We start from the raw sequence: 24,736 nt of genomic DNA, 5'->3' as shown, positions 1-24,736 counted from the left end.
GCCCGACCTTTTTTATTTTGGGGGAAGAGATGAAGGTTGTTTCCTTTAACGTCAATAGTATTCGCACTCGCCTGCACCAGATGCAGGCCCTGGTAGACAACCATCAGCCCGATATCATCGGCCTACAGGAAACCAAAGTCACCGACGAAGATTTTCCAGTAGATGCGATAAAAGACCTGGGCTATGAGCTGATTTATTTTGGCCAAAAAACACACTACGGCGTTGCCCTGCTCTCACGCCTGCCTTTTATTGGTCGCGAATACGGTTTCCCAACCGATGCCAGCGACGCCCAGCGCCGTATGGTTGCCGGAAAATTTGATATCGGTGGTCCTGAGCCTCTCACGGTTATCAATGGCTATTTTCCGCAAGGTGAAAATCGCGAGCACCCGGTTAAATTCCCGGCAAAGCAAAAGTACTACGCCGACCTGGACACCTACCTGCAAACCACGTGTAAGCCGGAAGCGCCTGTATTGGTTATCGGCGATATGAATATTTCACCCAGCGACCAGGATATTGGTATTGGAGAACCCAATCGCAAGCGCTGGCTGCGCGATGGCAAATGCAGCTTCCTTCCAGAAGAACGCGAGTGGCTTCAAAAAATTGAAGGCTGGGGGCTCACCGACACCTTCCGCGCACAAAACCCAGAAACAGACGATGTATTCAGCTGGTTCGACTACCGCAGCCGTGGGTTCGATCGCGAGCCCAGACGCGGCCTGCGTATCGACTTGATTCTAGCCACCAACCCTCTTCTAGAAAAATGTGTCGGGACTGGCGTGGACTACGATATTCGAGCTATGGAACGCCCATCAGACCACGCGCCTGTATGGGCCGAGTTTAAGCTCTAGGCACAGGTTACAGCCCGCTGGTTCAGTGGGCTATTTTTAAGACTATGAATATATGGTTTTCCATATATAATTGTTAAAAAGCCAAATGGAGCCCTCCAATGAAAAGGCGTGTTCTGTTTGTTTGCGCTGGGGACTCTGCCCGCTCACTGATGGCTGAGGCACTATTGCGGCATTTTGGAGGCAGCTCGTACGAAGCCGTTGGCGCCGGAACCAATGTCCATACAGTGGACCCACGCGCACTGCAAGCACTGGAGCGACTGGGGGTTTCAACAGAGGGACTCATTCCCAAAGTTGTAGAAGATGTAGCTGACCAACCTTTTGACCTGGTCATCACACTTTGCGACAAAAGCCGGGAAGAATACGTACCCTCCCCAAAAGTTGACAAGATGATTGCCTGGAATTTTAAGGAACCGACAAAGCGGCACTGCTTCTGCCCTTTTTACACCACGGCACGTGAGTTGAGCACTCGCATCAAACTACTGGTCTTGGCCCAAGCCGAGGCGGATTTACGAAAAAGAGCAGCATGAACCCAGTACAGTTTTACAAATGCCTGGCCGATGATACGCGGCTACGCACATTGCTCCTTATTGCTCACGAAGAAGAGCTTTGCGTATGCGAGCTAACTGCGGCCCTCGAATTGAGCCAGCCGAAAATTTCCAGGCACCTCGCCTTGCTGAGAAGTTCAGACCTGCTCCAGGACCGCCGCCAGGGGCAGTGGGTGTTTTACCGAATCAACCCGGACTTAAATGCCTGGGCAAAGTCTGTACTATTCGACACCTTACAGGCGAACCAGCACTTTATTACCGAAGACCTCAACAACCTGATTCAAATGGGAGACCGGCCAGAGCGCACAAGTCTGTGCTGCTGATACCGCCTGCCTACCTAAGATTTAAACTATCCAGATATATATGATTTTTCATATGTGCCTGGCAGAAACGGAGCAAAACTAACAATGACCATCAAAATTGGGATCAATGGATTTGGCCGAATTGGCCGGCTGGTATTACGCGCTGCCTGGGATTGGCCTGAAGTTGAGTTTGTCCAGATTAACGATCCTGCCGGTGATGCAGCCACTCTCGCCCACCTGCTCAACTTTGACTCTGTACACGGGCGCTGGCACAGAGAGGCGAAAGCCGTTGATGACACAATTCAGGTTGATGGCAAAACAATAACCTGTAGCCGCAATTCCGCTATTGCAGAGACTAATTGGAAAAACTGTGATCTGGTTGTAGAGGCCTCCGGTAAAATGAAAACTACCGAACTTCTTCAACCCTACCTGGATCAAGGAGTAAAGAAGGTGTTGGTCTCTGCACCAGTTAAAGAGGATGGGGTACCGAACATTGTCCTTGGAGTGAATCAACATATATACCAGCCAGACAAACACCAGATTATTACCGCCGCTTCCTGTACGACTAACTGCCTTGCTCCAGTAGTAAAAGTTATTCACGAAAACCTGGGTATTCGTCACGGTTCAATCACCACTATTCACGATATCACCAATACCCAGACTATCCTCGACGCACCCCATGGAGATCTGCGCAGAGCCCGCGCATGTGGTGCCAGCCTGATTCCCACAACAACAGGTTCAGCTACAGCTATTGCCACCATCTTTCCAGAGTTGTCCGGCCGCCTAAACGGCCACGCAGTTCGTGTTCCCCTCGCCAACGCATCCATTACCGATTGTGTTTTCGAAGTAGAAACCGCCACTACCCCAGAGGCAGTAAACCAGTTATTTAAGGACGCTGCAGAGGGTGAACTAAAAGATATCCTCGGCTATGAGGAAAGGCCCCTCGTCTCCGTGGATTACAAAACCGACCCCAGATCGAGCATTATCGATGCTCTATCGACCATGGTCGTTAACGGCACCCAGGTAAAAGTTTACGCCTGGTATGACAATGAATGGGGTTACGCCAACCGCACGGCGGAATTGGCTCGAATGATTGGCACCATGGGCTAAGCAGCCAAAGTACAACGGGGCCGGAAGGAAAGAACACACTGCACCTGAGGGGTACGCCTCTCCATGAGCTCATATTTTTTCCTCCTGCTTTTAGTAAGTAGCAGTACACAGAACAAGATCATGCAGTTTCTTCACAATTTATCGTCGCCAGTGCGCCAATACTTGCTGGTAACAGGCAATTACTGGGCATTTACTTTGACTGACGGCGCTCTGCGCATGCTGGTGCTGCTGCACTTTCACGAACTCGGCTACAGCCCTTTGCAAATAGCCTTGCTTTTCCTTTTCTACGAATTCTTTGGCGTAGTCACTAATCTTGTCGGCGGCTGGCTCGGTGCCCGGACTGGACTCAACCGGACCATGAATTTGGGACTGGCCTTACAGGTTGTTGCTCTTTCCATACTGCTGGCACCCAGTCAGTATCTCTCAGTCCCCTTGGTTATGGCTGCCCAAGCCCTCTCCGGTATCGCCAAAGACCTGAATAAAATGAGTGCGAAGAGCTCAATCAAGTTACTGGTGCCCGATCAGGCCAGTGGCACCTTGTATCGTTGGATCGCCCTCTTAACCGGCTCGAAAAACGCGCTAAAGGGCTTGGGCTTCTTCCTCGGCGGTGCCCTACTCGCCGCACTTGACTTTCAGGGCGCGATTGCATCGATGGCCCTAGCTCTTGGAATAGTTTGGATATTGAGTCTCAAATTTCTTAAGCGGGACTTAGGGAAAACCAAAGTAAAAAGCCGATTCAGAGATATCTTTTCCAAGAGTCCCGCAGTCAATATATTGTCAGCCGCGCGCTTACTCTTGTTTGCTTCCCGGGATGTTTGGTTTGTTATTGCCCTACCGATTTTCCTGGCCAGCCAGTTCGGTTGGAGCCACTGGCAGGTAGGTGCCTTCCTGGCATCCTGGGTGATCGGTTACGGCATAGTGCAAACCCAGGCCCCAAAGGTCACGACAGCACGTTCAGCCCAGGCTCCGGATGGGCGAACCGCGCTCTTCTGGGCAATAGCGCTCACTGCAGTGCCCGCTTTAATCGCAATCGCATTACACAAAGGGGTGGATCCACAGCTCGCCGTAATGGGTGGACTTTTGATGTTTGCTGTACTCTTCGCCGTAAACTCATCTTTACACAGCTACTTGATAGTTGCCTATGCTCGGGAAGATGGCGTCTCTATGGATGTGGGCTTCTACTATATGGCAAATGCCGCTGGGCGATTGCTCGGGACACTGCTCTCGGGGTGGGTATTCCAAACTCAGGGGTTGGTGGCTTGCCTGCTTATTTCCAGCGCTTTTCTGCTGTTGACCGCACTGGTTTCTCTGGGCTTGCCCAGACACAAAACCGGGGCTCAGGAGGTTGGCAGCTTAAGTAGGAGCTGATCCGATAGCAGCATGAGTGCTACTTGCCAGCGAAGGCTGGCAAGTAGGCTGCGGGACCATTTCGACCTGCGCGATTCGATACAGTTTGGACTCAGGTATGCACCCCATTTGAAATAGAATCAAAGCAAGGACCAAATACCTCATATAACACCCACCTCAAGTCCAAGTGCACAGCTCCACAGGAGCTGCAAAAACTCGAGGTTAAAATGTCTGGATTTGGCACTCAATGCCTATTTGCCACTACTTTCTGCCAAAACCATCGCAAGAACTATGACTTTTTAGTCACGGTCATTCTCAGCAAAGTCCGATCCTTTTTGATGTAGTGGTGATATAGAGCGGCCATTACATGCCCCAGGATTAAGATCCAGACCACCCACTCTCCCAGGATCTCTTTATGGATAAAATCGACCGGCTTCTCAAACTGTTCGAATGTCATCCCCATCCGATCCTGAACTATCGCCACAAAGGCTTGGGTGCTCTCAAACTTAGGAATTTCAAACAGGAAAAAGTAATCCGTATCCACACCTGTTCCGATATACCCTGTTAGCGGAGCGACGATCATAATCAAGTAGAGAAGAACATGACCGGTATGAGCGGCAAAGTGTTCCAGGGAGCTACCTGGTTCTAATGGCGGTGGCGGATTAGTGAGACGCCATACGATTCTTAAGATGACGATCACCCCAATGGTGACGCCAATAGATAGATGTAACTGCAAGGCAGTCCAATTCGCCGGTGTATCCTCTTGGGTAAACCACTGGCGGTAGTAGACTGAAATATAGGACCCCAAAAACAATAAGGCCGTTAACCAATGTAGCCACTTCGCTACTGAACCATAGCCGTTCGGATTATTTCGTAGACTCACTTTAACCACTTTTCTATATGGGCTGAATATTATTGATAATACTTATATTATCTTGTTGAGAAATATCTGTGCAACCCGATAATAAAACATGCAATACCAACAGTTTGAACGATATGATAAATGCCGTTGTAATTAAACTTCCAGATAAATTCAAATGATAATGTACCGTTTATTTGGATCAGCATTGCGACAATACTGATCAAAGCGCCTAGTGCCATTAACCAACTTCCAGGTAGATACTTCTTCTCGGCCACAGATATCGCAATATAGACAACTAAAGCTACGCTAGAAATCAACATTTGATAAATCGCAAATCCAAGAAACTTATCTTTCAAAAACATAGAGCCTATAAGTACAGCTAGGTAAATACCAAATATGACCGGAATAAAACGCTTGGAAAACCCTTCCCCTATGAAGTCGACTGCGACAGCCAACACAAATGTAGAGATAAGAAGCCCAAATAACACAAGCACGCCATACCACAAAAAATGGCGAGCACTCGGTGATAGTGAAATCCCATGATATGCAGCAGCCATTAATGAAACGATAAACATGAAGCTAAAGAAACAGATCCAAATATCCCTCTTCCAGGATGGGCCATTCACATATATCAGAAGATATAAAACACCATATATTGCAACAAAAGCCAACCCTAGATCGGTTGCCGCAGTGGTCAGTTCTATTTCATCATGCACAATTTTCATTTTGCCTAAGGGAGACCATCAGTCGGCTACGACTTCAACTTAAAGCTAATAGAAACTTTAAGCAGTCTACTTTCATATCAATATATCTCTACTATTTTAAAATTTATATTATTAAATAAATTCAGCGACCCCAAAATCTTATACCGTAAGAGAATATCCAAAGCCAACAGCCTCATTCAAATAAAAATTCTGGCGCCCAGGTTAAATTTAGCTCCTAGCTATTTGTTACTTATCGGATCATTCATCGAAACAATCACCTTACCTTTTGCTCGCCCGGAAGCAAGATATGACAATGCGTCTTTGCCCTGCTCTAAAGGGTAGACCTTGTCTATCACCGGGGAGAGAATCTTCTGCTGGTACAGATCCCCCAACTCATTCAACTGCTCTCCATTGGCTTCCATAATAACCATTCGATAGAGCGCGGATTTTCCCTTTGCTGCCTTCATTAGCTTTCGCGACTTAAGCGCCACTAGCTTGCGGAGTAACCAACCTAGCCCAAGCTCTTTAGCTGTCTGCGGATCTAAAGCCCCTTTAACAGAGACAACACGCCCACCAGTTTTCAGGACCTGAAATGCATCCAAAGCATACTGACCACCCAAAGTATCGAATACGACATCCATATCAGATAGTAATTGTCGGTAGTCATCTTTTTTATAATCAATAACAAGGTCGGCACCGAGTGCTTTCACCCACTCCACATTCGCGCTACTTGTTGTAGTCACCACATAGGCGCCTACAGACTTCGCCAATTGGATCGCCATAGAGCCAACACCACCTGAGCCTGCATGTATCAGCACTTTCTCGCCGGACTTCAGACCCGCAACTTTGATCAAAGACTGATAGGAGGTCAGCCCAACGAGCGGAATACCCGCCGCTTCACTGTGTGACAAGTTTTTGGGCTTTGCAGCCAAGTGGGAAACACTAACGGTGAGATATTCTGCAATAGTGCCCACATGATCCTCCCCCACCCTGGAAAACACCAGGTCCCCTACACTGTATCCAGCAACATTATTCCCCACTGCTACAACTTCACCACTGACATCCCGGCCAATACCAACCGGAAATACTTCCTTTCGTACCGATTTAAGCTCCCCCCGCAACATCATGTTATCAACTGGATTTATGCTAGCGGCATGCACCCGAAGCAAAACTTCACCAGCCTTGGGGGTGGGAACCTCAGCTGACTGAAACTCCAGGCTGCTATCAATATCCCCATAGCGAGTCATTTTCAAAGCTTTCATTGGTCATCCTAACAATCGGTTCAACAAACATTGAAAGCGATAGTGCCCATACTGCGAGCATAAAAACAGGTGGTAATAGGTATAAGTCTTTTGTCATTTTGGCAATAATGGGGGATATTTTGAGCCGATGACAGACAGTTAGAAGTTGATTATGGACAAAATCAGGGCATTGCGTTACTTCAAGCGGGTGGTAGAACTGAATAGCTTTACTGCAGTTGCTGAGGAATTCGAGGTTCCCGCTTCATCAATCTCTCGCCGCGTAAAAGATCTGGAGCAGTCCTTAGGAGTGGAGTTACTGCAACGCAGTACCCGCCAAGTCAAGGTTACTGAGCTCGGAAAGCTCTACTATTCGATGATAAGTAAAGCAATTCGCCAGCTTGAACAGGCTGATGAACTGGTTAGCCAGACTTTTGAAGCGCCCAACGGTCTGATACGCATCAGCTGTCTCCCAACTTATGGAGAGCAGCATTTAACCCCCCTTCTTGAGAAGTTTGCCCAACGTTACCCCAATATCGTATTCGACTTAACCTATAACGATGACCTGTCCCAGTTAGGGAAAGATCCCGTTGATATTGCGATTCGCGGAGGGTTTGCCCCAGATGAGCATGTTATTGCCAAACGCCTATCGGATAATGAGTTCACCCTCGTGGCCACACCGCAGTTTATCGACAAGTTGGAGTATAGCTTCCCCTTAAACAAGTCGGCGATTGAGTCAATTGCTACCTTGCAATACCGGGGACCGCGTGGCGTCATTGAGTGGTACATACTCAATGACGAGCACTGGGAGCCCCTGAAGTTGACTCCAAAAGTTATCAGCAATAACGGCAAAGCATTAACAGCAGCCGCCCTCAATCACCGCGGTATGTTCTGCGTACCTTCCTGGAGTATTTGTAACTATCTAGATACAGGGGAGCTTGTACAGGTACCTTGCGAGGATAAAGTCTCAGTCAGCCCCGGTGGCGATCTGGGAGTATTTCTTCTTTATGAGCGCACTAAATACCAAATTCCCAAAATAAAGCTTTGCGTAGATTTTATCTATGAAAATTTGAATGGGCGATAGAAGAAAGCTAAAACCCCTTGCTTTACTATTTAAATCATATCGATCACTAATGCTAATTTGATTAAGATCGCCATTAGAGAATCACTTTTCTCTCGCTACTATTCGAAAAGATTTATATTCGATTACAAACTTATATCCCGAGCCACCAACACACTAGACATATAACAACCTCACAGAAAAATAAAAATTGATCTATTTCAAGCTACCCGTAGATTTTCTTGGAAGCATAATGGGGGATATGCTAGGTTGAAAGATAGAAATTATGCCAAAAATATATTTATCTATGAGTAACTAAAAGGGAGAGCTAGCACCAATAAACCAAGGCAAACCACTTATATCAAAACAGCCGGCGACATAAGGATTGAGCCATGCCAAGTTATGATGACTTTATCAGCTTATTAGAAAAAGATGTTGAATTAGCTTTTAAAACCTATGAGCTCGACTTTAATACAGAGGCCTTCGACAGTAAATCAGGAGCTTACGAAATTGAGTTTGATTTTGAATTTGTAAAACCCAACAAAATCATGATGGTAAAAAGCGGAAATTCTGGCAAGAAAGCAACATATCTCACCTGGGCTCGACAAAAAGCTGTGCCTGTAACTCTAAATAGTAAAAGTCCCCCTTACTTTTTTACCTCCCATCTCAGTAATTGTCGAATGACCTTCAAGTTCCATGACGACCAGAGTAAAAGTGTAACGGTTATTCATGTTGCAGGCGATGTTTCCCAGGGGGGGACTATCAAGGGGAGCAAGCAAAGAGATGAGCTGGAGATGATGGTAAAAACTCCCGATGTAACCGGAGAGAGGCGACTTTCAATAGGCGGCCCCAAAGGAGGTAGAAAAGGAGCACAGTTCAAGAAGAAGCAAGCAAGACTTGGTACCGCATACTACGATACCTGTGCACGGGTATTCGGGGTTCGAGATGATAGTGGTCAGTGGACCTTTTACACGCAAAATATTGGTCGAAAGGACGAGCTTTTAGGCTTTTTTGAAGTTCAGCAGTTTGATTAATAATTTCGCCTACCCGAAAAATTACTATTGGAAGGTAGGCGCCCTCCAATCTCTTCACTAACATTTATAAAGCCGAAGACCAACCGAGCACAAAGTACCCATACAAAAAGTAAGCGCACAACAGAGCGGGGAGCCTGTTTTCACCTCGGATGTCTACTTAGCAATATTATCTAAAGCGGTTAACCGTGTATTCCTAGCACATCTATATCACTTGAATGACAACAGATAACCGTAAAAATAATGCTTAGCATCCACTCACGCATACCTACAGACCCAGACATAAAAAAGTGACAGAAGGTAACCAAAACGGCGAATCAGGTATTTCAACGTCATAATGATAGGTCAGCCCATAAAGGCTATCTATAGCATTCTAGGAATTCATGAAAATATTAACATATTGTTGGTATTTGGTCATTTTATTATTCCTAATATGCCTGAGGTATTTACATACCCAATTTAAGTGTTACTTGGGTGGTTAATTTTAGATACCTACTGAGTCTAGTAAGCGGCCCTAATTAGCTATCCTATCACGCCACTGAGTCGCATGTTGCTCAACACTTAATTCAAAGAAGGTGATTCTAAGTGTGACCATTAAAATATCGGCATTTAGCTCGCTATTTATCGGTTACTTAGATAAGCGCTATGAAGCAATATATAAACCCCCTTTATACTAATTCATTAACCTAGTTAATCTCTTGAGAATCGGGCCGCCTTAATTTGCCAAATTACCATAATTAGTCACAAACTAAATAATCAGCTTATTGTTTTCAACATAATTATCAGCAAGAAGTCAAAGGTCAATCAGATTCCAGCGAGCATTATTTTGGCAATCTATAATCTGTTGATCAATGGCGGCTATTCGACCCCGAATACGTTCCCAATTACTTTTCTTCATTTTCAGCTCATCAGTAATACTTGCACTGTAATCAATAGCTTGATTATCAGCTAAACTTGCCGTCCGAGAGTCATGGTGTTCTTGCCGTATAGTAATCCAAATATTGGGGTCCAGCTCCGATGTATATGTGATAGCCTGACGGAGCTTCGTGGGTACAGATTCTACTCTGACGTTTCCATTTCGATCCGTAAAGTTAAGTACTTTTTGTTTGTCCACATTGACAATATAGAAAAATTTACGATTTTGATTTAAGACCCAATTCGCAACACCTTCAAAGGAGATCATCGCAGTATTTAGACCATGACTGCCAATGATCGTATTGTAATTAGAGTAACGGCGTTCATGTAAAATACCCGCGCTTACTCCAATTAGGTGAAGCCTCTCCCAGCTGCGCCCCAGCCCAGAATCTCGATCCCCAATTATTGCTCCCAAATCACCGCTAATTAGCCCCATTGCGGAGCGAGCCATATCTCCTGGCAATGGACCTATAACTCCTGCCTGGTTATGCAGTGATCTATGCACAATCCCCTGTGGAGGATTGTAAGGCTTAGAGCTCGCAAACCATTCAATATCACCTGAAATATCATACCCCGCAGAACTAACTCTAAAGTACATTATGTCGTCCCTATAATTGAGGAAATTCCGTTAGCAACTAGTTGTCAACTTATAAACTTGGAAAGCGAGGGGAATTATCTGCCTGAAATCAGATAAGCAAATAGTTAAATTGGGGGGGGCTAACAATCCCTCCCATGCCCTGAATATAATATCAGCAATCCTGAGCACACAATCACCTGTGTACTGCGCCGTAAGAAATGACTCAAATTTTGTCCGGCGAGAACCAATTATAAACACCGCCGACACATTATTAGGTACCTATTTAGTTTGACCCAATAACTGCAATAGAGACATTATACGCCGACGTTTTCTGTAGAAATTAAAGTTCGCCCATCGACTTTAACAATGACATTCTCACTACTGATTTGGCATGCTGATCATTATCGGCCACAATAAGAATCGTGGCCGAATTTCATAGGGTTTAAAGTTCAGAGGAGTATCCAAAGTGCGGCTATTAGATTCAGTGACATCATTATAAAGTCAGTGATAAAAATAAAACGCATCACGCCTTTAACTTGCCACGGCCCTTCACCTTTTCGGTTTTGTAGGGCTACCGGGACATTGTAAATAAACTGAGTTCCGTGAGTGACAGCAAACACCAGCAACAACGTAGCGCGTTGCACCTCCGTAGCAAATACTGAGGGGCTGATTAGCAGTAGTATATTGAGTAGCGCCAACGACAGGTTAAAACCACCCAGAAATTTTCCCGATTCTGCCAAGATATTAAATACGGGGGTATCCCTTTGTTCCCTGGGTACCAGTAACTTCGCAAATATATGGTTTCTCAAAGAGAAAACGTTAAATCCCATCAGAAACCAAATCGTGTTTAACACCAAAACAACTTCATAGATCATCAATATCTCCAAGACTTGTTGTTTGCCCGCCACTAAGGTCAGTACGCCTATTAAACAAATTTGTACTTACCCCGTAGCAGGGGTTGAATCCTCAGGAATTACTCATTACCGGCCAGAGATCCACTATCTCGCCTTTGCTATAGACCGCAATATCACCAAACTGTAGGAACACGGACTCACTCTGTGTGGGCCGGAGAAAGACCCAGTCGTCTTCATTCAGCAGTACCTTTTTTGAGCCATTCAGCATTTCTTGGTTGCTGGAGCGGCCATAGATGGGGTTGATCGATAGACCTTTTGGTGATTCTGGCTCCGCCTTCCAATAGCCGCCAGATATAAAGAAGCTTTGCTCCCGATTTGGGTTCAACCAACTAAAGGGTCCGGTGAGCCCTTCTATGCCGGGTATCTGTGTCTGTGACAATTTCTTCAATACCGGACTTGCGATATACGCCGCTGGTAAATGATCGGACAGAGTGGGAATATCAAAGCCCACCGGTTTAACCAGGCACGAGCCAGCGGCAATCTCGTTACAGGGAGCCCGGTCTGCTCGGGATTTGTACAGTTGGTAGGTTGGGCTACCGGCAGCGTTCAAAGTGGCCGCCTTCGGGAATACACTTCCCAGCTGGATCTTAGCTTGCTCCACCCTGCTTTGGTAAATATCCAACCCCCGAGTGATTGCCTTTTCAGGTCCACCGAGAACACCTGGCATTTTTGCGGCGTGGGCGTCGTAACCCATAAAACCGGAAAATTCCAAATAGGGTTCCCGCTGAATGATACCGAGCATCGCGGAGAGATCTTCCGCACTGGCAATGCCACCCCGGTGTAGGCCTACATCAATCTCGATATTAATTCGCAAGGATTGTTTGAGCGATCGCGCCAGATCGGCGTATTGATTAAGTCTGCGGGGGCTGTCAACCAGCCACTGTAACTGCCGCGTAGAATCAAAATGCTCCGCCCTAGTGCTAAAATAAAAGGCCTTTGCCGCAGTAATCGGGAGAGGTTTACCCAGTAAAATATCACTCGCTGGATAAGATTTAACCAGTTGCTGTAAAAATGGCAGCTGAAATACCATGATGCGATTGGTATTTGTTCGCTGAGTAATAGCATCCAGCAGGTTTAGCGAGGGCAAAGATTTAGCCACTACCCGGTAGTCATAGTAACCCCTGAGGTGACCGGCTAATATATCGGCGTTCTTTTGCAGATTCTCCAGGTCTACGACTAAGGTGGGACCAGAAAAGCCGGCATTATCCAGAGCTTTAGAAACACTGGAGAAGTATTCGCTGTGCCCTCCCTGCCCTTGCGCTTTAGGGCGAAGAGCGGCGACACCTGCCACCGCTCCTAACGCGACCCCACCTAGTATTAGCTTTCGTCGCTTGATATCCATTGTGCTTTCCTCTTTGAGGGTTCACTGCTGAGCAGTGTTGCTCAGGTAAAAAGCGTTTTCAGATAGGGGTTTAAAAACTTGCCATTGGGGTCTAGCTCTCGGCGAACTTTAAGAAAATCCTGCCACTGAGGGTAGAGCTCGGCAAAGTCCGAGCCTTGTAGCTTATTCAACTTGCCCCAGTGCGGACGGCCCCCATATTTGCGCATAATGGGCTCAATGGCCTGGAACAGCGGTAGGTGGTCCTCTTCGAAGTAGCGGTGTATGGCGATGGATACGGAATCTTGCTTATAAAACGGGCTCAGCCAGATATCGTCAGCTTTAACGAAACGCACCTCGATAGGGAAGAAAACATCCAGATTATTTTCCTCAATCGTCCGACGTATTTCCGCGAAGGCTTTCAAACCGTCCTCACGGGGCAGGTGATACTCCATTTCATTGAAACGTACGTTTCGCTCACTGGCGTAATTCCGCCAGGAGGACTCGACAACGACTTCCCTCTCGATATCTTCCATCGCATTTTGCAGCGCAAACTGACGCAACTTCGGTGACCAACCCAGCCAGTCCCGCACAGATTTCAGGGTCATTACTGCTTCATTAGTATCCTCCCGCTCCGTAGAGAAGATTTCCTCTGTGGTCGGCTGGTGGGAATCAGCCATGCACATCCCAGAAAACGGGATATAGTAAAATTCAAAGTTCCGATTGGCCTCTGCCAGTGCTGGAGCCTGATCCAACACCTCTTCCAGGGGCGCTACCCAAGATTCACGCCGCAAACGGTAGCTGGGCTGGTTCTGCATACGCACCTTGGTCACCATACCCAGGCTGCCAAGGGATACTTGCGCTGCCGCGAACACCTCGGGGTTTTGCTCACCATCACACCAAAGCGTATCCCCGCCTGCGGTCACCAGTTCCATACCCGTTGCATAGCTGGACATACAACCCAAGCCTGCACCGGTTCCATGGGTCGCGGTTGCTAGGCAACCACCTAAAGTCTGCTCATCGATATCTGGTTGGTTAATCAGCGCTTGACCAATATCCTCTAAGGGTTGGCCAATGTCTGCTACACGGGTTCCAGCGTAGATTGTCGCCTGGACCTTGTCGGAATCGTGGTCGGCGACGCCAGTAATGCGGCCCAATGAAATAATTGTGTCGTCAGTGGGTACCAGTGCAGTGAAGGAGTGACCCGCACCTACCGCCCTGACCGTACCTTGCGCTTCCGCAATTATCGTTTGCAGTGCAGGAATATCTTTGGGTGCCAGACGATGGGCCGGCAGACACTCTTGTGAACCAGACCAGTTCCGCCATCGAACACCCGCTTTTTTTGTCGGTGGGGCTGCAGCTTGCAATAAGGTGCGTGCAACTGATGAGATGGGCGCGGCCGCTAATGATGCGGAGCCGATCGCAATAGAATTAATAAACTGGCGACGATTGAACCCCATATCCTTTACTCCGCTGTAGCCATAAAAACAATCAACTGTTCAAACTGCTCGGGGGAGCACTCAAAACAAAGGCCTAGTGGCGGCATACCCTGAAACCCATTGATCGCATTTTCCACCAACACATCCATCCCCTTCTCCATACGGGGCTTCCAGTTGGCCAAATCTCCGGTAAGGGGTGCGGCGCTGGCGCCAGTGCTGTGACAGCTGCGGCAAGTGCGAGTATATATTTCAGCGATTTCCGGATCAGCGGGCGCAAGAGACAGCGCTCTTTGGGTCAACATTGCCCGGCTTTTTTCACTATTTTGTGGAGGCTCAGAACATCCTTGAATGACATTTAGTACCAAAAAAAGAGACAAGAGCTTAAAGCTCTGGCGCAAGACTTCCAGTTCCATATGCGTACACCTACTACATTATTGTTGTTTATTTCTTTTTGGCTATTGCCAAAGCTATCGTGTACATATCGCTGGCACTATTGTTAATCATGATGACTGCTAAAACAACTACTTGAGTTGCCTGTTCTCAATTATTTCTATCGTAATTTATTTGCGTACCACTTAGAGAACCAAAGCGTATGCACATCTCGAAGTTAAAATCAGCATTTATTACAGAGATAAAATGACTCTTGTTAACAGTAGACAGGCTTTGCAAACATCAAAAAGAGCTATTTATATTTACGAATATATAGCCATAAATAGAAACCACCGACCAAAGTGCCCAGCGGAACATTTAGTACACTCACTGTTGAAAATATTAAAGCTAATTCTGGGGCATACCTTTTATCCAAAAGGACAGCAATGCCAGCAAAGACCCCCAAAATATTCAAAGACGCAAACAGTATTATCATCAACCCCATAAGACTGAATATATTGAATGGCATACTCAAAATTGAATTCCCAAAAACTGCGTATAGGAATAACAATATTGCGCTGGATATCAATAACATCAAAATTGAGTAAGTAATTATCAACCAGCCGGAAACTTTTTCCTCGGTACTAACCATGCGGTGCTCCTGTGAAGGTAAAAGCCCAAGCCTCTTTAGTGATCCTCAGAACATCAGGGCATTGAGAATGACTCTAAAGTTGCTCCGGTTTCAGTTGTCAGCTAGCTCAACGATCAGCATGACTCAATGACATTTATGACACCGATGGCGACTTTGGGCTGCCTACCCTTCTACTTTAGGCGTTGAGTATCAACAGGAACAGGAATACCCTAATGCTTTTCGATCAGGTGGGTATTCAGTGGTTAATAGAGTGCTAGCTTCTCCAAAAGGACCAGAACTGTCAGAGTTGATCCAAGGCTATTGGCGTGTGAGTGATTGGAATTTAAGCCCTCAGGAGCGCCTGACATTCCTAAAGCAACATATAGATATAGGGGTTACCACCGTAGATCATGCTGATATTTACGGAGATTACTCCTGCGAACAGTTATTCGGCGAGGCCCTTAAGCTGGATAGATCTGTTCGCAATCACATCGAGATTGTCACCAAGTGCAATATCAAATTGCTTTCTGAAAAATATCCAAACAGGAAAGTTAAGTACTATGACTCCAGCGCTGAACATATTCAGCACTCGGTTAATAACTCCTTAGCCCACCTCGGTGTAGAGCACATCGACATCCTGCTTCTTCACCGACCTGATGTTTTGATGGATGCAGATGAAATTGCCAGCACATTCGCCGAACTGCAGAAGTCCGGTAAGGTATTACATTTCGGTGTTTCCAACTTTACCTCCCAGCAATTTGATTTGTTGCAGTCCCGCCTGAGCTCACCACTGGTGACTAATCAGGTCGAGATTAATCCTATCAATTTTAGCGCTGCGGAGGATGGAACTCTCGATCAACTGCAGCAATATAGAATTCATCCTATGGCTTGGTCCTGCTTAGCTGGAGGGGAAATTTTTAGTGGATCAAGCACCCAGGCAACACGGTTACGAATCGCCCTGGAAGGTATCAAGGAGGAAATCGGGGCAGCCAGTATTGACCAGGTAATCTATGCGTGGGTACGACGCTTTCCCTCCAAGCCCCTAGCAATTATGGGGTCGGGAAAAATTGAACGCGTTCAGTCGGCGATAGAAAGCCTGAAACTCAATTTGAGTAGAGAACAGTGGTATAGAATATGGACCGCCTCTAAAGGGATTGAAGTTCCCTAGATCCAGCTTTCAGCCTAACAAATTATTGATTACTTGGCTTACGCAAAAAATAATTTATTAAGACTAATCTCTTGCTTAACAATTGGGTGGTGTAACTTTAATTCGGTTACACCACCCATCAACCAGACAAGTATATTTGTTCTACGGCCCCATCTGGCTTGACCACTGCATCAAGCGCCCCTGGGACATATTTTTATTTTTCTCATCCCCATTATTCATAAAAGATGCCAGTTCGGTTACCAGATTTGCCTTTCGCCACTCATAAAGAAAGCTTGCAAGCACATGGAAGGCAGCATCTGAACAGTTGGAAATGACTTGCAGCTGACCATTATTATTCCCCTCTAGGGAACTCAAACGCTCCATCCACTTTCCTGGGGCAAATGCATAATGGTATGAGACTCCGATATTATTGAGGTGGGGCCCGAAACCCTGGGTACCCAAAAGATCTTGCTGCAAAAAATCTCTGAAATTATCATGCTGCGTCTGGCTAACTTGCAGGCCATAATATTGAGCTGTTGGGTCTGCATTCATCCCTGTGTCATCACGCCAACGACCAGCAATAGGCCTCATACTATTGTGACGCCCGCCCACTGAGCCTTTAAATGCATCCCAAGAACTGTTGGGGTCCCAACCTACAATAGTATCGATAACACCATTGTGACCTGATATTAATGCCGTGTGACCATTCCATGTTCTACCCAGAGAACTTTCCACTCCACCATTATTCCACCACTGCGCGTAAAACCTGGAAAAAAGAGAACCGTATGACCTCAAACTGGATACAAAACAAATACCTGCAAAGTATCCTCCACACGCCCTAGGATTAAAACCTCTTCCGCTCATCGCCCACATCCTCCATAACGACTATGAAATTTTTTGCCAAAATTGTTATTTAATATTTTGACAATTCAAGAACTCTTTCAATTCATCGCTAAAGCCACTGAATTATTATTTTTATTACTCAGGACCTAATGAAAATTGACAGACTTTCTATATAACTCTAGATTATTTGATACCAAATCTGGCACTACCGTGTCAACACGGGAAATATTTCAAGCTGAAGAGAAGAGATAACTGAGAGGCAAAGTAAAATAGGAGTTATGCATCCTCTAAAATTTATCAGAGAATCGCAAACAACCCAATGGGTCCACAATAAATTCAAGATATGAAAGGATATAAAGTAGTTATTAGATATTATTTGCTTATCACCAAGTATAGTTGAATCATGAAAATTATTAGGAAATTACAAAACAACAACCATAAGAGAACTCACATACTAAAAACTCCCGCATAAAGGATTCCTTTTATAGGCATACCTGTACAAGGAAGACTCAAAAGGCTGAGGGGAAGCTACTCTAAAGATTCTTTCTCTCATCCACAATCGCCTTTAACTTTCCCTCCCCAACCTGCTCAATCGCATTACTCACGAGCTACTTGAGCTAAAGATTTCACTCCCCCCTACTTACTTGAGCAAACATTTAAATGGGGATAGTGATTGCAAATTTCAGCCATCTTTCGAAATAGATAACTTTACATATCTACAGTTCTAGGCAATTACCGACTGCTTATCGGACAAATTGATGATATTCCAATTAATTAACCAATAGACATCAAGAGAATAAAGATAAAAGAGGATAATTCGACTGGTTTTGAAACTTCACTTTTGGCTCACCACAGCAATTGCGTAGACTGAGGCGAGCCCCAAGAAAGAATTTACTTATTAGCCACATCGATCGCAGGGTTACCAAGTGCACTGTTTAGAACAGAGGCCAGGCGAACTCCCCCCTGCTGCAAACGCTTTTCAAGGGAGTCCTGACAGCGCAGAAAGTACTTTTCCCCAAGTTGTGTTTCGCTGGTATAGGCGAGACCATGGGCTAAGTGATGAGACTCCCGGGCCCAAACTTCGGCCGAGGTAGACTGCCAGATCTGCCTCTCAGCCGCACTAATTTTATCCGTTTGCTCCTGAGCGTAATCTTGCCAGTCTAAAAACAAACGGGCGACCATATGGATGTCCCAGAGCGCGTGTAAATTCGTTTCGACCCCATAGAATTGGACTTCCACATCATTACCCCCTTTATCTGAAAATAATCCGGTATGTAATGGCTGATGAAGGTCGCCAACAAAGTGGGCAATAAACATCAGTGCTTCTGCACGCTCCGTCTTGGTGCGCGAGCGATCGGCCAATACTTCCTGATATCTTTGAATCGCCTTCAATATGCATCCTGCAGCTGGGCAATCCCGCTCCTCAACATAAGCAGACCAGTCTCGAGACAAGTTTATATAGTGAAGCGGCGCAGCCCAGTTATAAGTCTCATCAGACCTAATTCGATCAGCCCAAGTTGTGGATTCAGCTAGGTGCGGCTCACCGACTTCATCAAGGAGCAACTCTATTTCGGCGGCTACCTCCGGGTCCAGGTAATGCCATGCAATTTCTCCAACGACCCTGTGACCATCATCTCCCCAAGCGTGTGCTTGTGTCATAGCTGTGAGTCCAAATAGTGCAACTGCTATACGGGCAATTATCAATCGTATGCTCATTGGGCATGTCCGCCAGAGTGAATTTGCTGCGTACTTTAACGCCAGTATGTGACAAGTTCACGGCTGTAATAATTTATTTATATGTGCACTACATAATCGCTTCAGCTCTTAGACAGTACCCAATAAAAATCACATAACAGTCCCCACTGGAACTTGGAACCTAAGTTGCAAGAGCAAAACTCGATAATTACTTGGGCCACTTGAGTTGGCAATTCTTTAGACCAGGAAAACGCTATGAAACCTTCTCTGTTCCCGCGCGTATTACTATCTGCGGCGATTTTTTCTGTTGCCAGTATGGCGCAGGTATCTCAGGCACAGGAAACTGCAGCCGGCATTCGCGGCTCTATTTCCGCAAGTAACGGTCAAGCAATTACCAATGCGACTGTAACAGTGGTTCACACCCCCTCCAATAGCCGCCGTGAAGTAGAAGTCAGCGACGCGGGGCAATTTAACCTGAGTGGCCTGCGAGTGGGTGGCCCCTACACCGTCACCATCGATTCCGAGGAAGGCCAGCGAGTTATTGAAGATATCTACCTCTCCGTTGGTGATATTCTCCCTCTGAGCCTAACCCTCGGCACTAGCAATCTGGAAGAAGTAACCGTATTAGGACAAGCGCTCAGCACCTCCCGCTTAGCTGTAGGTCCATCTTCGCACTTTAACAGTGACGACCTTGCCAGCGCCCCTTCCATTAATCGCGATATCAAGGATGTGCTACGTCTCGATCCACGAGTTTATGTGGATGAAGCCAATGTTGATGCTATCCAGTGCGCCGGCGCTAACCCTCGCTTCAATAGCCTTACGGTTGATGGCGTACGCATGAATGACAACTTCGGCCTGAATAGCAATGGCTACCCCACTGAACGTATGCCGTTCTCGTATGATGCTATCGATCATGTCGCCGTCGAACTGGCGCCGTTCGATGTTCAGTACGGCGGTTTCAGCGCTTGTAATATCAACGCAGTGACCAAGTCCGGCACCAATGAGTGGCATGGTTCATTTTTCTACGACTACACCGATGATGGTTTCCGTGGTGACTCCCTGGAAGGTGACGATATCGATGTGGCCAGCTTTGATGAGAAGCGCTACAACGCAACTCTCGGTGGAGCCATTATCGAAGATAAACTCTTTTTCTTTGCTGCCTATGAAAAGCTGGAAGGCGTTGCCACTTTTGACCGGGGGCCGGCAGGGAGTAGTTCTGCCACCGAAGTCCAGGGGGTTTCCCAGGAGCAGCTCGATGAGATTGTTCGTATTTCAAACGAAGTCTATGGCTACAATCCAGGAAGCCTACCCACCAGTATTCCAGAAGAAGACGAAAAGCTATTGGTGAAACTTGATTGGAATATCTCTGACGACCACCGCGCTGCATTTACTTACAACTACAACGACGGTTTCTCTATAGCCGAGGCCGACAGTGACCCCAATGAGCTGGAATTGTCCAACCACTACTACAAGCGCGGAGCCGAATTAAACTCCTATGTGGCACAGCTTTTCTCTGATTGGAGTGACATATTTTCTACAGAGATGAAAATTGGCTACTCCGATTTGGACAACCGCCAAAACTCCCTGGGCGGAACTGATTTTGGTGAAGTTCAAATCACCACTTACAACGATCATGACAACGACGGCAATGACTCCCGTGCGACAGTCTATCTAGGTGCTGATGATTCTCGCCATGCCAACAAGCTGAGCTATGAAAACCTGACATTTAAGCTCGCCGGTAAATTGCTGTTGGGTGAACACAACATAACCGCCGGCTATGAACATGAAAACTTCGAGGTCTACAACCTGTTTATACAGGAGGCTGCAGGAGAATACCGTTTCGATAGCATCGAAGATTTTGAAGCTGGGACTGCCAACCGTATTACTTATGAGAATGCAGCTGGCACCAACCATATTTTAGACGCCGCCGCTGAATTCAGTTACAGCATCGATACACTCTACGCACAGGACGAATACACCTTCGCAAATCTAGACCTGACAGTGGTTGCGGGACTTCGCTACGACCGCTATAGCAGTGATGACAAGCCAGTAGCTAACGCAGACATAACCTCTACTTATGGCTTTTCCAACCAGCACAATATGGATGGCCTGGACCTGTTACAGCCCCGCCTGGGCCTGAGCTGGAACCTTAACGATAGCCTGGAGTTACACGGTGGTATCGGCCTTTACTCCGGTGGGAATCCCAATGTATGGATTTCCAATAACTACTCAAATAATGGTGTTCTGCAAATCGAAGCCCAAGATAGAAGCGGCACCCCCCTATTTGATATGGACTGGACCAATAACGGCGATCCGATCTATGAAATCCCACAAGACCTCTATGATATGGTCGCAAATAGTGATGGTTCTGTAGGTGGGGTCAACCTGATGGATCCGGATTTTGAACTGCCATCCATCTGGAAGTATGCAATCGGCGGTAGCTACGAATTTGAATCCGGTTATTTAGCATCTATAGACTATTTGTACAGCGATTATCAAGATGCCGCAATTATTCAAGATATCTCTCTTGAGCAAATTGACTCGACTGCTGATGGGCGCCCGATTTACGGCAGTGCCAATGGTCGCAGCGAAGACTTCATGCTGACCAATGTGGATGGCGACTCCGGTTATTCCAGCGTACTTTCTCTCGGCCTCAGCAAGTCTTTTGATTTTGGCCTGAGTATTGCCCTTGGCTATGCCTTCACCGAAGCTGAAGATGTTAACCCCATGACCAGCTCAGTGGCTTACTCCAATTACACCAAAATCGCTACCGCTGATGCACAGAATCCAGGCACTGCAACATCAAACTATGTAGTTCCCCATCGCTTCACTTTGAAGTTGGATTACACCCAAGAGTTTTTCTCAGGCTACGAAACACGATTCACCTTGTTTGGTTCTGCCAATGAAGGCATTCCTTACAGCTACACATTTGGTGATCAGATCTTTGGTGATGCGGGCTGGGGTCGAGGCCTACTCTACGTACCCACGGGCACCGATGATGCCAATGTTGTATTTGCAGATGACTTCGATACTGAGGCCTTCTTCGCCTGGGTTGACTCTGAAGACCTGGATAGCGGGACTATGGAACGCAATTCACTTAACAGTGATTGGTGGACCAAGTTCGATTTGCGTATCGACCAACAACTACCGGGGTGGCGCGCGGAAGACCGGGTTAATGCGTACTTTGTTATTGAAAACCTGGGCAACCTACTGAATGACGAATGGGGTGTTATGTATGAGGGCGGATTCCCTCGCTATCAGTCAGCGGTAACGGCCAGTATCGATGACCAAGGGCGCTACGTATTTGAGGAATTCCTGGATCCAGCGGGGCAAACCCGAGTGACCGATGCCTCTCTATGGAGTGCTCGTATGGGAATTCGCTACGAGTTCTAACCCACACTTTGTCGAATGCCGCAGCATTTGCTGCGGCCATTCCTATTTCCCTAATCAAAAACCGTTTCTCGGTGCCGATCATTTCAATAGCGACTGATAATGAGTCTTTGGAATAGCACTTTTCCCAACTTCCAAAGCCACAAGACGCCCACCTTGAGTAAATGGGAAATAAAAAAACCGCACTGAAGTGCGGTTTTTATACTGAATATCAAAGCAGGATCTGTAAGCTAAGCACTACCCAGCCAACGCGCCAAGGTTTCCCGAAGAAGATCTTTACTCAGTGGCTTGGTCAGAAAATCATCCATTCCTGCTGCCAGGCAACGGCCCTCAAATTGCTCTTCAGTAGTACTGGTTACAGCAACAATAGGCAGGCGATCATCCGGGCGGTGCTCAGACTCCCAGCGACGCAGTATCTCGATAATCTGCGCACTATGATCCGTATTTTGCTGGCAGTCCACTAACACCAAATCATAATGACCTTCAGACAAGCGAACTAAAGCATCATCCGCATCTACCGCTATATCTACCTGGTAACCTAGGGCCTGAAGCATTTCCTCAGTCACCCATTGATGAGGCCTAGACTCCTCGACCAAGAGCAATGAGTAGTGGCGCGGCTGATCCGCCCCACCGGTAACCACTCTTCGACAGCTTCTTTTCGCACCGCCAAACAGTAATCCCACTAACGCATCGTGCAGTTCTTTACGGGTCACCGGTCGACTCAGATACTGTGCCGATGGTAAGAGTTGCTGCAAATGAGTGAACTCACTTTTCTGGCCAAAGCCGCCCAGGCATACCAGGCGACTCTCTTTATCTTTTGCCCCTTGGGACTCTTCAAAGAAAGGCGTAATGGAGTCGAAAAGAGTCGAATCCCCCATTGCCGGTGCCATCATTACCAATTGGTTGCGCTCTACCGCTTGGCGCAGCAACTGCTGGACTTCGCACTCGCAACCTTCGCACCAGCGGATGGACTTTACATCCATCCCAAAAGAACGCAGCACCTGCACCAGACCTGAAATAAACAGGCCCTTCTGGTGAATTAACAGGACTTCAATATCCTGTAATTTCCTATCCGGTGTGAGATAGGTTCGCTGATTTGGCTCTGTAGAATACTTGATCACCACCTGATAGCGGTTGCCATCCGGCGTTGAATGCAGCTGTAGATAACCGCCCATCGCTTCAGCTAAACCTTTAGCTATCGACAGCCCAAGGCCAGTAGTAACCTGGGTGGTATCCATACGGGAGAAGGCACCGAAAAGTTCGCTCTCGTCCGGCAATATCTCACCGCGCCCATCATCCATCAAAGTGATCGAGAGCTGCCCTTCTACCGTGGTGATCGGGTTATAAGATACCTCACCCCACAGCTCGCCTCTTTGGGCAATGCCAGTAGCGGAGTCCACCAGATTGCGAATCAGCTGGGCCGTTTTGCGATTATCCCCTGTCACCATCACCGGGAGATTGTCATCAATCTGGAAGTTAAATTCCAACTCCTGACTGTGGGCAGCTCTCGCTGCAAACTTGAATGATTTTTCTACAGTCTTAACTAGGTTAAACGGGCCCTGGCGCAACCGAATATCTTTGCGAGCCACCCGGGTAAACAAGCCCACATTATCAACCAGTTTGAGTTGCTGGCTACTGGCAACCTTGGCCAGCTCTACCCATTCGCGCTGACGGTCACTCAATGGCTCAGCTTCGAGCAGCGCTAAGGCACCAAGGGAATCAGACAGCTGACTGCGGAATTCCTGTCCGATATTAACTATGAACTCATTGGTCAGTTCAACTGCAGCTTCAGAGTGTTTGCGGGCTGCAGCCAGGCTACTCGCTCTCTGTTGCAGCTCCTGCATCGCAGACAGACGCTCCCAATAGTTCTCCGATTCGCGACGGCCCTGGTGGGCAGTCAGCCAAATAAAAGCGAGGGTGAGAGTCCCGTAGATGGTCCCCAGGATCATGCCCGAGAACAGTGCCATTAGCGCTGCTGGCAGTAGTGAGGTTGCGGTGAACCAAGTCAGGAAACGATGGTAGGGAGAAAATACGGTGGTGACACTGGAGCAAAAGATTACTGAGTAGATCCACAGGAAGTGGGTCTCAGGCGCAAACCCCATTAAATAGACAAAGTAAAATAAGGTAATACCCCACCAGGCTGAGCCGATAATCGAGAACAGGAAGTAACGATTGCGCCAACGATTTGGTCCCGAGCCATACAGGTGGTCGAAGCGAAAAACGTAGTAGCCCCTGATCAGGGTTAGTACTACCAGGCCGATTCCCATTGTTAATAACAGGCGCGGAGCTTCTAGGCGCATGTCGCCAATAGAGGCTGCGATCAGAAATGCAAAAAGGGAGAGCACCATGCCGCGCCGGGTATATTTGGCGATACGCATATCAGTTGCGCGGCAAATACGTCTGTCTTTTTGAACCTTGAGTTCAGGGCGATCAAATATAGACATTGCGACCTTC

Annotated in this window: 21 protein-coding genes; 9 read left to right on the top strand and 12 right to left on the bottom strand. The window is 47.0% G+C overall.

Annotation, left to right across the window (positions count from 1 at the left end; translation table 11 throughout):
- Nucleotides 1-29: 29 nt before the first annotated feature.
- The 5 genes from xthA to arsJ all read left to right on the top strand — a co-directional run bounded on the left by xthA (nt 30) and on the right by arsJ (nt 4,170).
- Complete coding sequence (gene xthA, locus ACJJI4_RS08595) at nt 30-845, top strand: exodeoxyribonuclease III (RefSeq protein ID WP_444927740.1); 816 nt, start codon at nt 30-32, stop codon at nt 843-845.
- Between the two features lie 98 nt (nt 846-943).
- The gene (locus ACJJI4_RS08590) at nt 944-1,372 is read left to right on the top strand and encodes an arsenate reductase/protein-tyrosine-phosphatase family protein (protein ID WP_444927739.1); all 429 of its coding nucleotides are present in this window, start codon (nt 944-946) and stop codon (nt 1,370-1,372) included.
- Nucleotides 1,369-1,713: a metalloregulator ArsR/SmtB family transcription factor gene (locus ACJJI4_RS08585; RefSeq protein WP_282932732.1), complete on the top strand. Its 345-nt coding sequence runs from the start codon at nt 1,369-1,371 to the stop codon at nt 1,711-1,713. The genes ACJJI4_RS08590 and ACJJI4_RS08585 overlap by 4 nt, the downstream gene beginning before the upstream one ends.
- 84 nt (nt 1,714-1,797) lie before the next feature.
- Nucleotides 1,798-2,802 (top strand): ArsJ-associated glyceraldehyde-3-phosphate dehydrogenase, encoded by a 1,005-nt coding sequence (locus ACJJI4_RS08580; RefSeq protein ID WP_444927738.1) that lies wholly within the window; start codon nt 1,798-1,800, stop codon nt 2,800-2,802.
- A 120-nt stretch (nt 2,803-2,922) separates the two neighbouring features.
- Complete coding sequence (gene arsJ, locus ACJJI4_RS08575) at nt 2,923-4,170, top strand: organoarsenical effux MFS transporter ArsJ (protein WP_444927737.1); 1,248 nt, start codon at nt 2,923-2,925, stop codon at nt 4,168-4,170.
- 268 nt (nt 4,171-4,438) lie between these two features.
- Here arsJ and ACJJI4_RS08570 read toward each other — a convergent pair whose 3' ends face one another.
- From ACJJI4_RS08570 to ACJJI4_RS08560, 3 genes are all read right to left on the bottom strand, one after another.
- Nucleotides 4,439-5,032 (bottom strand): cytochrome b, encoded by a 594-nt coding sequence (locus tag ACJJI4_RS08570; protein ID WP_444927736.1) that lies wholly within the window; start codon nt 5,030-5,032, stop codon nt 4,439-4,441.
- A gap of 47 nt (nt 5,033-5,079) precedes the next feature.
- A complete protein-coding gene (locus ACJJI4_RS08565) occupies nt 5,080-5,736 on the bottom strand; it encodes a DUF6962 family protein (RefSeq protein WP_444927735.1) in 657 nt (218 codons plus the stop codon).
- Between the two features lie 218 nt (nt 5,737-5,954).
- A complete protein-coding gene (locus ACJJI4_RS08560) occupies nt 5,955-6,977 on the bottom strand; it encodes an NADP-dependent oxidoreductase (protein ID WP_444927734.1) in 1,023 nt (340 codons plus the stop codon).
- Between the two features lie 151 nt (nt 6,978-7,128).
- On the opposite strand from ACJJI4_RS08560, the gene ACJJI4_RS08555 reads away from it, so the two are divergent.
- Together ACJJI4_RS08555 and ACJJI4_RS08550 are read left to right on the top strand one after the other, a co-directional pair.
- Nucleotides 7,129-8,037: a LysR family transcriptional regulator gene (locus ACJJI4_RS08555; RefSeq protein WP_444927733.1), complete on the top strand. Its 909-nt coding sequence runs from the start codon at nt 7,129-7,131 to the stop codon at nt 8,035-8,037.
- Nucleotides 8,038-8,405: 368 nt separating this feature from the next.
- Nucleotides 8,406-9,047, top strand: coding sequence for a hypothetical protein (locus tag ACJJI4_RS08550; RefSeq protein ID WP_444927732.1), 642 nt, complete (start codon nt 8,406-8,408; stop codon nt 9,045-9,047).
- Between the two features lie 790 nt (nt 9,048-9,837).
- On the opposite strand, the gene ACJJI4_RS08545 is transcribed toward ACJJI4_RS08550, so the two are convergent.
- From ACJJI4_RS08545 to ACJJI4_RS08520, 6 genes are all read right to left on the bottom strand, one after another.
- Nucleotides 9,838-10,557, bottom strand: coding sequence for a hypothetical protein (locus tag ACJJI4_RS08545; RefSeq protein ID WP_444927731.1), 720 nt, complete (start codon nt 10,555-10,557; stop codon nt 9,838-9,840).
- 428 nt (nt 10,558-10,985) lie between these two features.
- Nucleotides 10,986-11,411, bottom strand: a complete 426-nt coding sequence (locus tag ACJJI4_RS08540; RefSeq protein ID WP_413665710.1) for a hypothetical protein — start codon at nt 11,409-11,411, stop codon at nt 10,986-10,988.
- Nucleotides 11,412-11,502: 91 nt separating this feature from the next.
- On the bottom strand, nt 11,503-12,792 hold the full coding sequence (locus ACJJI4_RS08535) for a DSD1 family PLP-dependent enzyme (protein ID WP_444927730.1): 1,290 nt from the start codon (nt 12,790-12,792) through the stop codon (nt 11,503-11,505).
- A gap of 41 nt (nt 12,793-12,833) precedes the next feature.
- Complete coding sequence (locus tag ACJJI4_RS08530) at nt 12,834-14,228, bottom strand: FAD-linked oxidoreductase, L-gulonolactone oxidase family (protein ID WP_444927729.1); 1,395 nt, start codon at nt 14,226-14,228, stop codon at nt 12,834-12,836.
- 5 nt (nt 14,229-14,233) lie between these two features.
- Nucleotides 14,234-14,620: a c-type cytochrome gene (locus tag ACJJI4_RS08525; protein ID WP_444912999.1), complete on the bottom strand. Its 387-nt coding sequence runs from the start codon at nt 14,618-14,620 to the stop codon at nt 14,234-14,236.
- 269 nt (nt 14,621-14,889) lie between these two features.
- Nucleotides 14,890-15,228, bottom strand: a complete 339-nt coding sequence (locus tag ACJJI4_RS08520) for a hypothetical protein (protein WP_413665706.1) — start codon at nt 15,226-15,228, stop codon at nt 14,890-14,892.
- Nucleotides 15,229-15,466: 238 nt separating this feature from the next.
- Between ACJJI4_RS08520 and ACJJI4_RS08515 the strand changes: the two genes are divergently transcribed.
- On the top strand, nt 15,467-16,375 hold the full coding sequence (locus ACJJI4_RS08515; RefSeq protein WP_444927728.1) for an aldo/keto reductase: 909 nt from the start codon (nt 15,467-15,469) through the stop codon (nt 16,373-16,375).
- A gap of 141 nt (nt 16,376-16,516) precedes the next feature.
- Here ACJJI4_RS08515 and ACJJI4_RS08510 read toward each other — a convergent pair whose 3' ends face one another.
- Complete coding sequence (locus ACJJI4_RS08510) at nt 16,517-17,089, bottom strand: hypothetical protein (RefSeq protein ID WP_444897213.1); 573 nt, start codon at nt 17,087-17,089, stop codon at nt 16,517-16,519.
- A gap of 999 nt (nt 17,090-18,088) precedes the next feature.
- Complete coding sequence (locus tag ACJJI4_RS08505) at nt 18,089-18,913, bottom strand: S1/P1 nuclease (protein ID WP_444927727.1); 825 nt, start codon at nt 18,911-18,913, stop codon at nt 18,089-18,091.
- A gap of 234 nt (nt 18,914-19,147) precedes the next feature.
- Between ACJJI4_RS08505 and ACJJI4_RS08500 the strand changes: the two genes are divergently transcribed.
- The gene (locus tag ACJJI4_RS08500; RefSeq protein ID WP_444927726.1) at nt 19,148-22,285 is read left to right on the top strand and encodes a TonB-dependent receptor; all 3,138 of its coding nucleotides are present in this window, start codon (nt 19,148-19,150) and stop codon (nt 22,283-22,285) included.
- A gap of 227 nt (nt 22,286-22,512) precedes the next feature.
- Here ACJJI4_RS08500 and ACJJI4_RS08495 read toward each other — a convergent pair whose 3' ends face one another.
- Entirely contained in the window at nt 22,513-24,726 is a 2,214-nt protein-coding gene (locus ACJJI4_RS08495) for a hybrid sensor histidine kinase/response regulator (RefSeq protein ID WP_444897210.1), read from the bottom strand.
- Between the last annotated feature and the right edge of the window lie 10 nt (nt 24,727-24,736).

This window comes from Microbulbifer maximicatervae (SeqCode) (assembly GCF_052467305.1).
The sequence above is the reverse complement of the archived record's forward strand: the minus strand, read 5'-3'. Positions and strand labels throughout refer to the sequence as shown.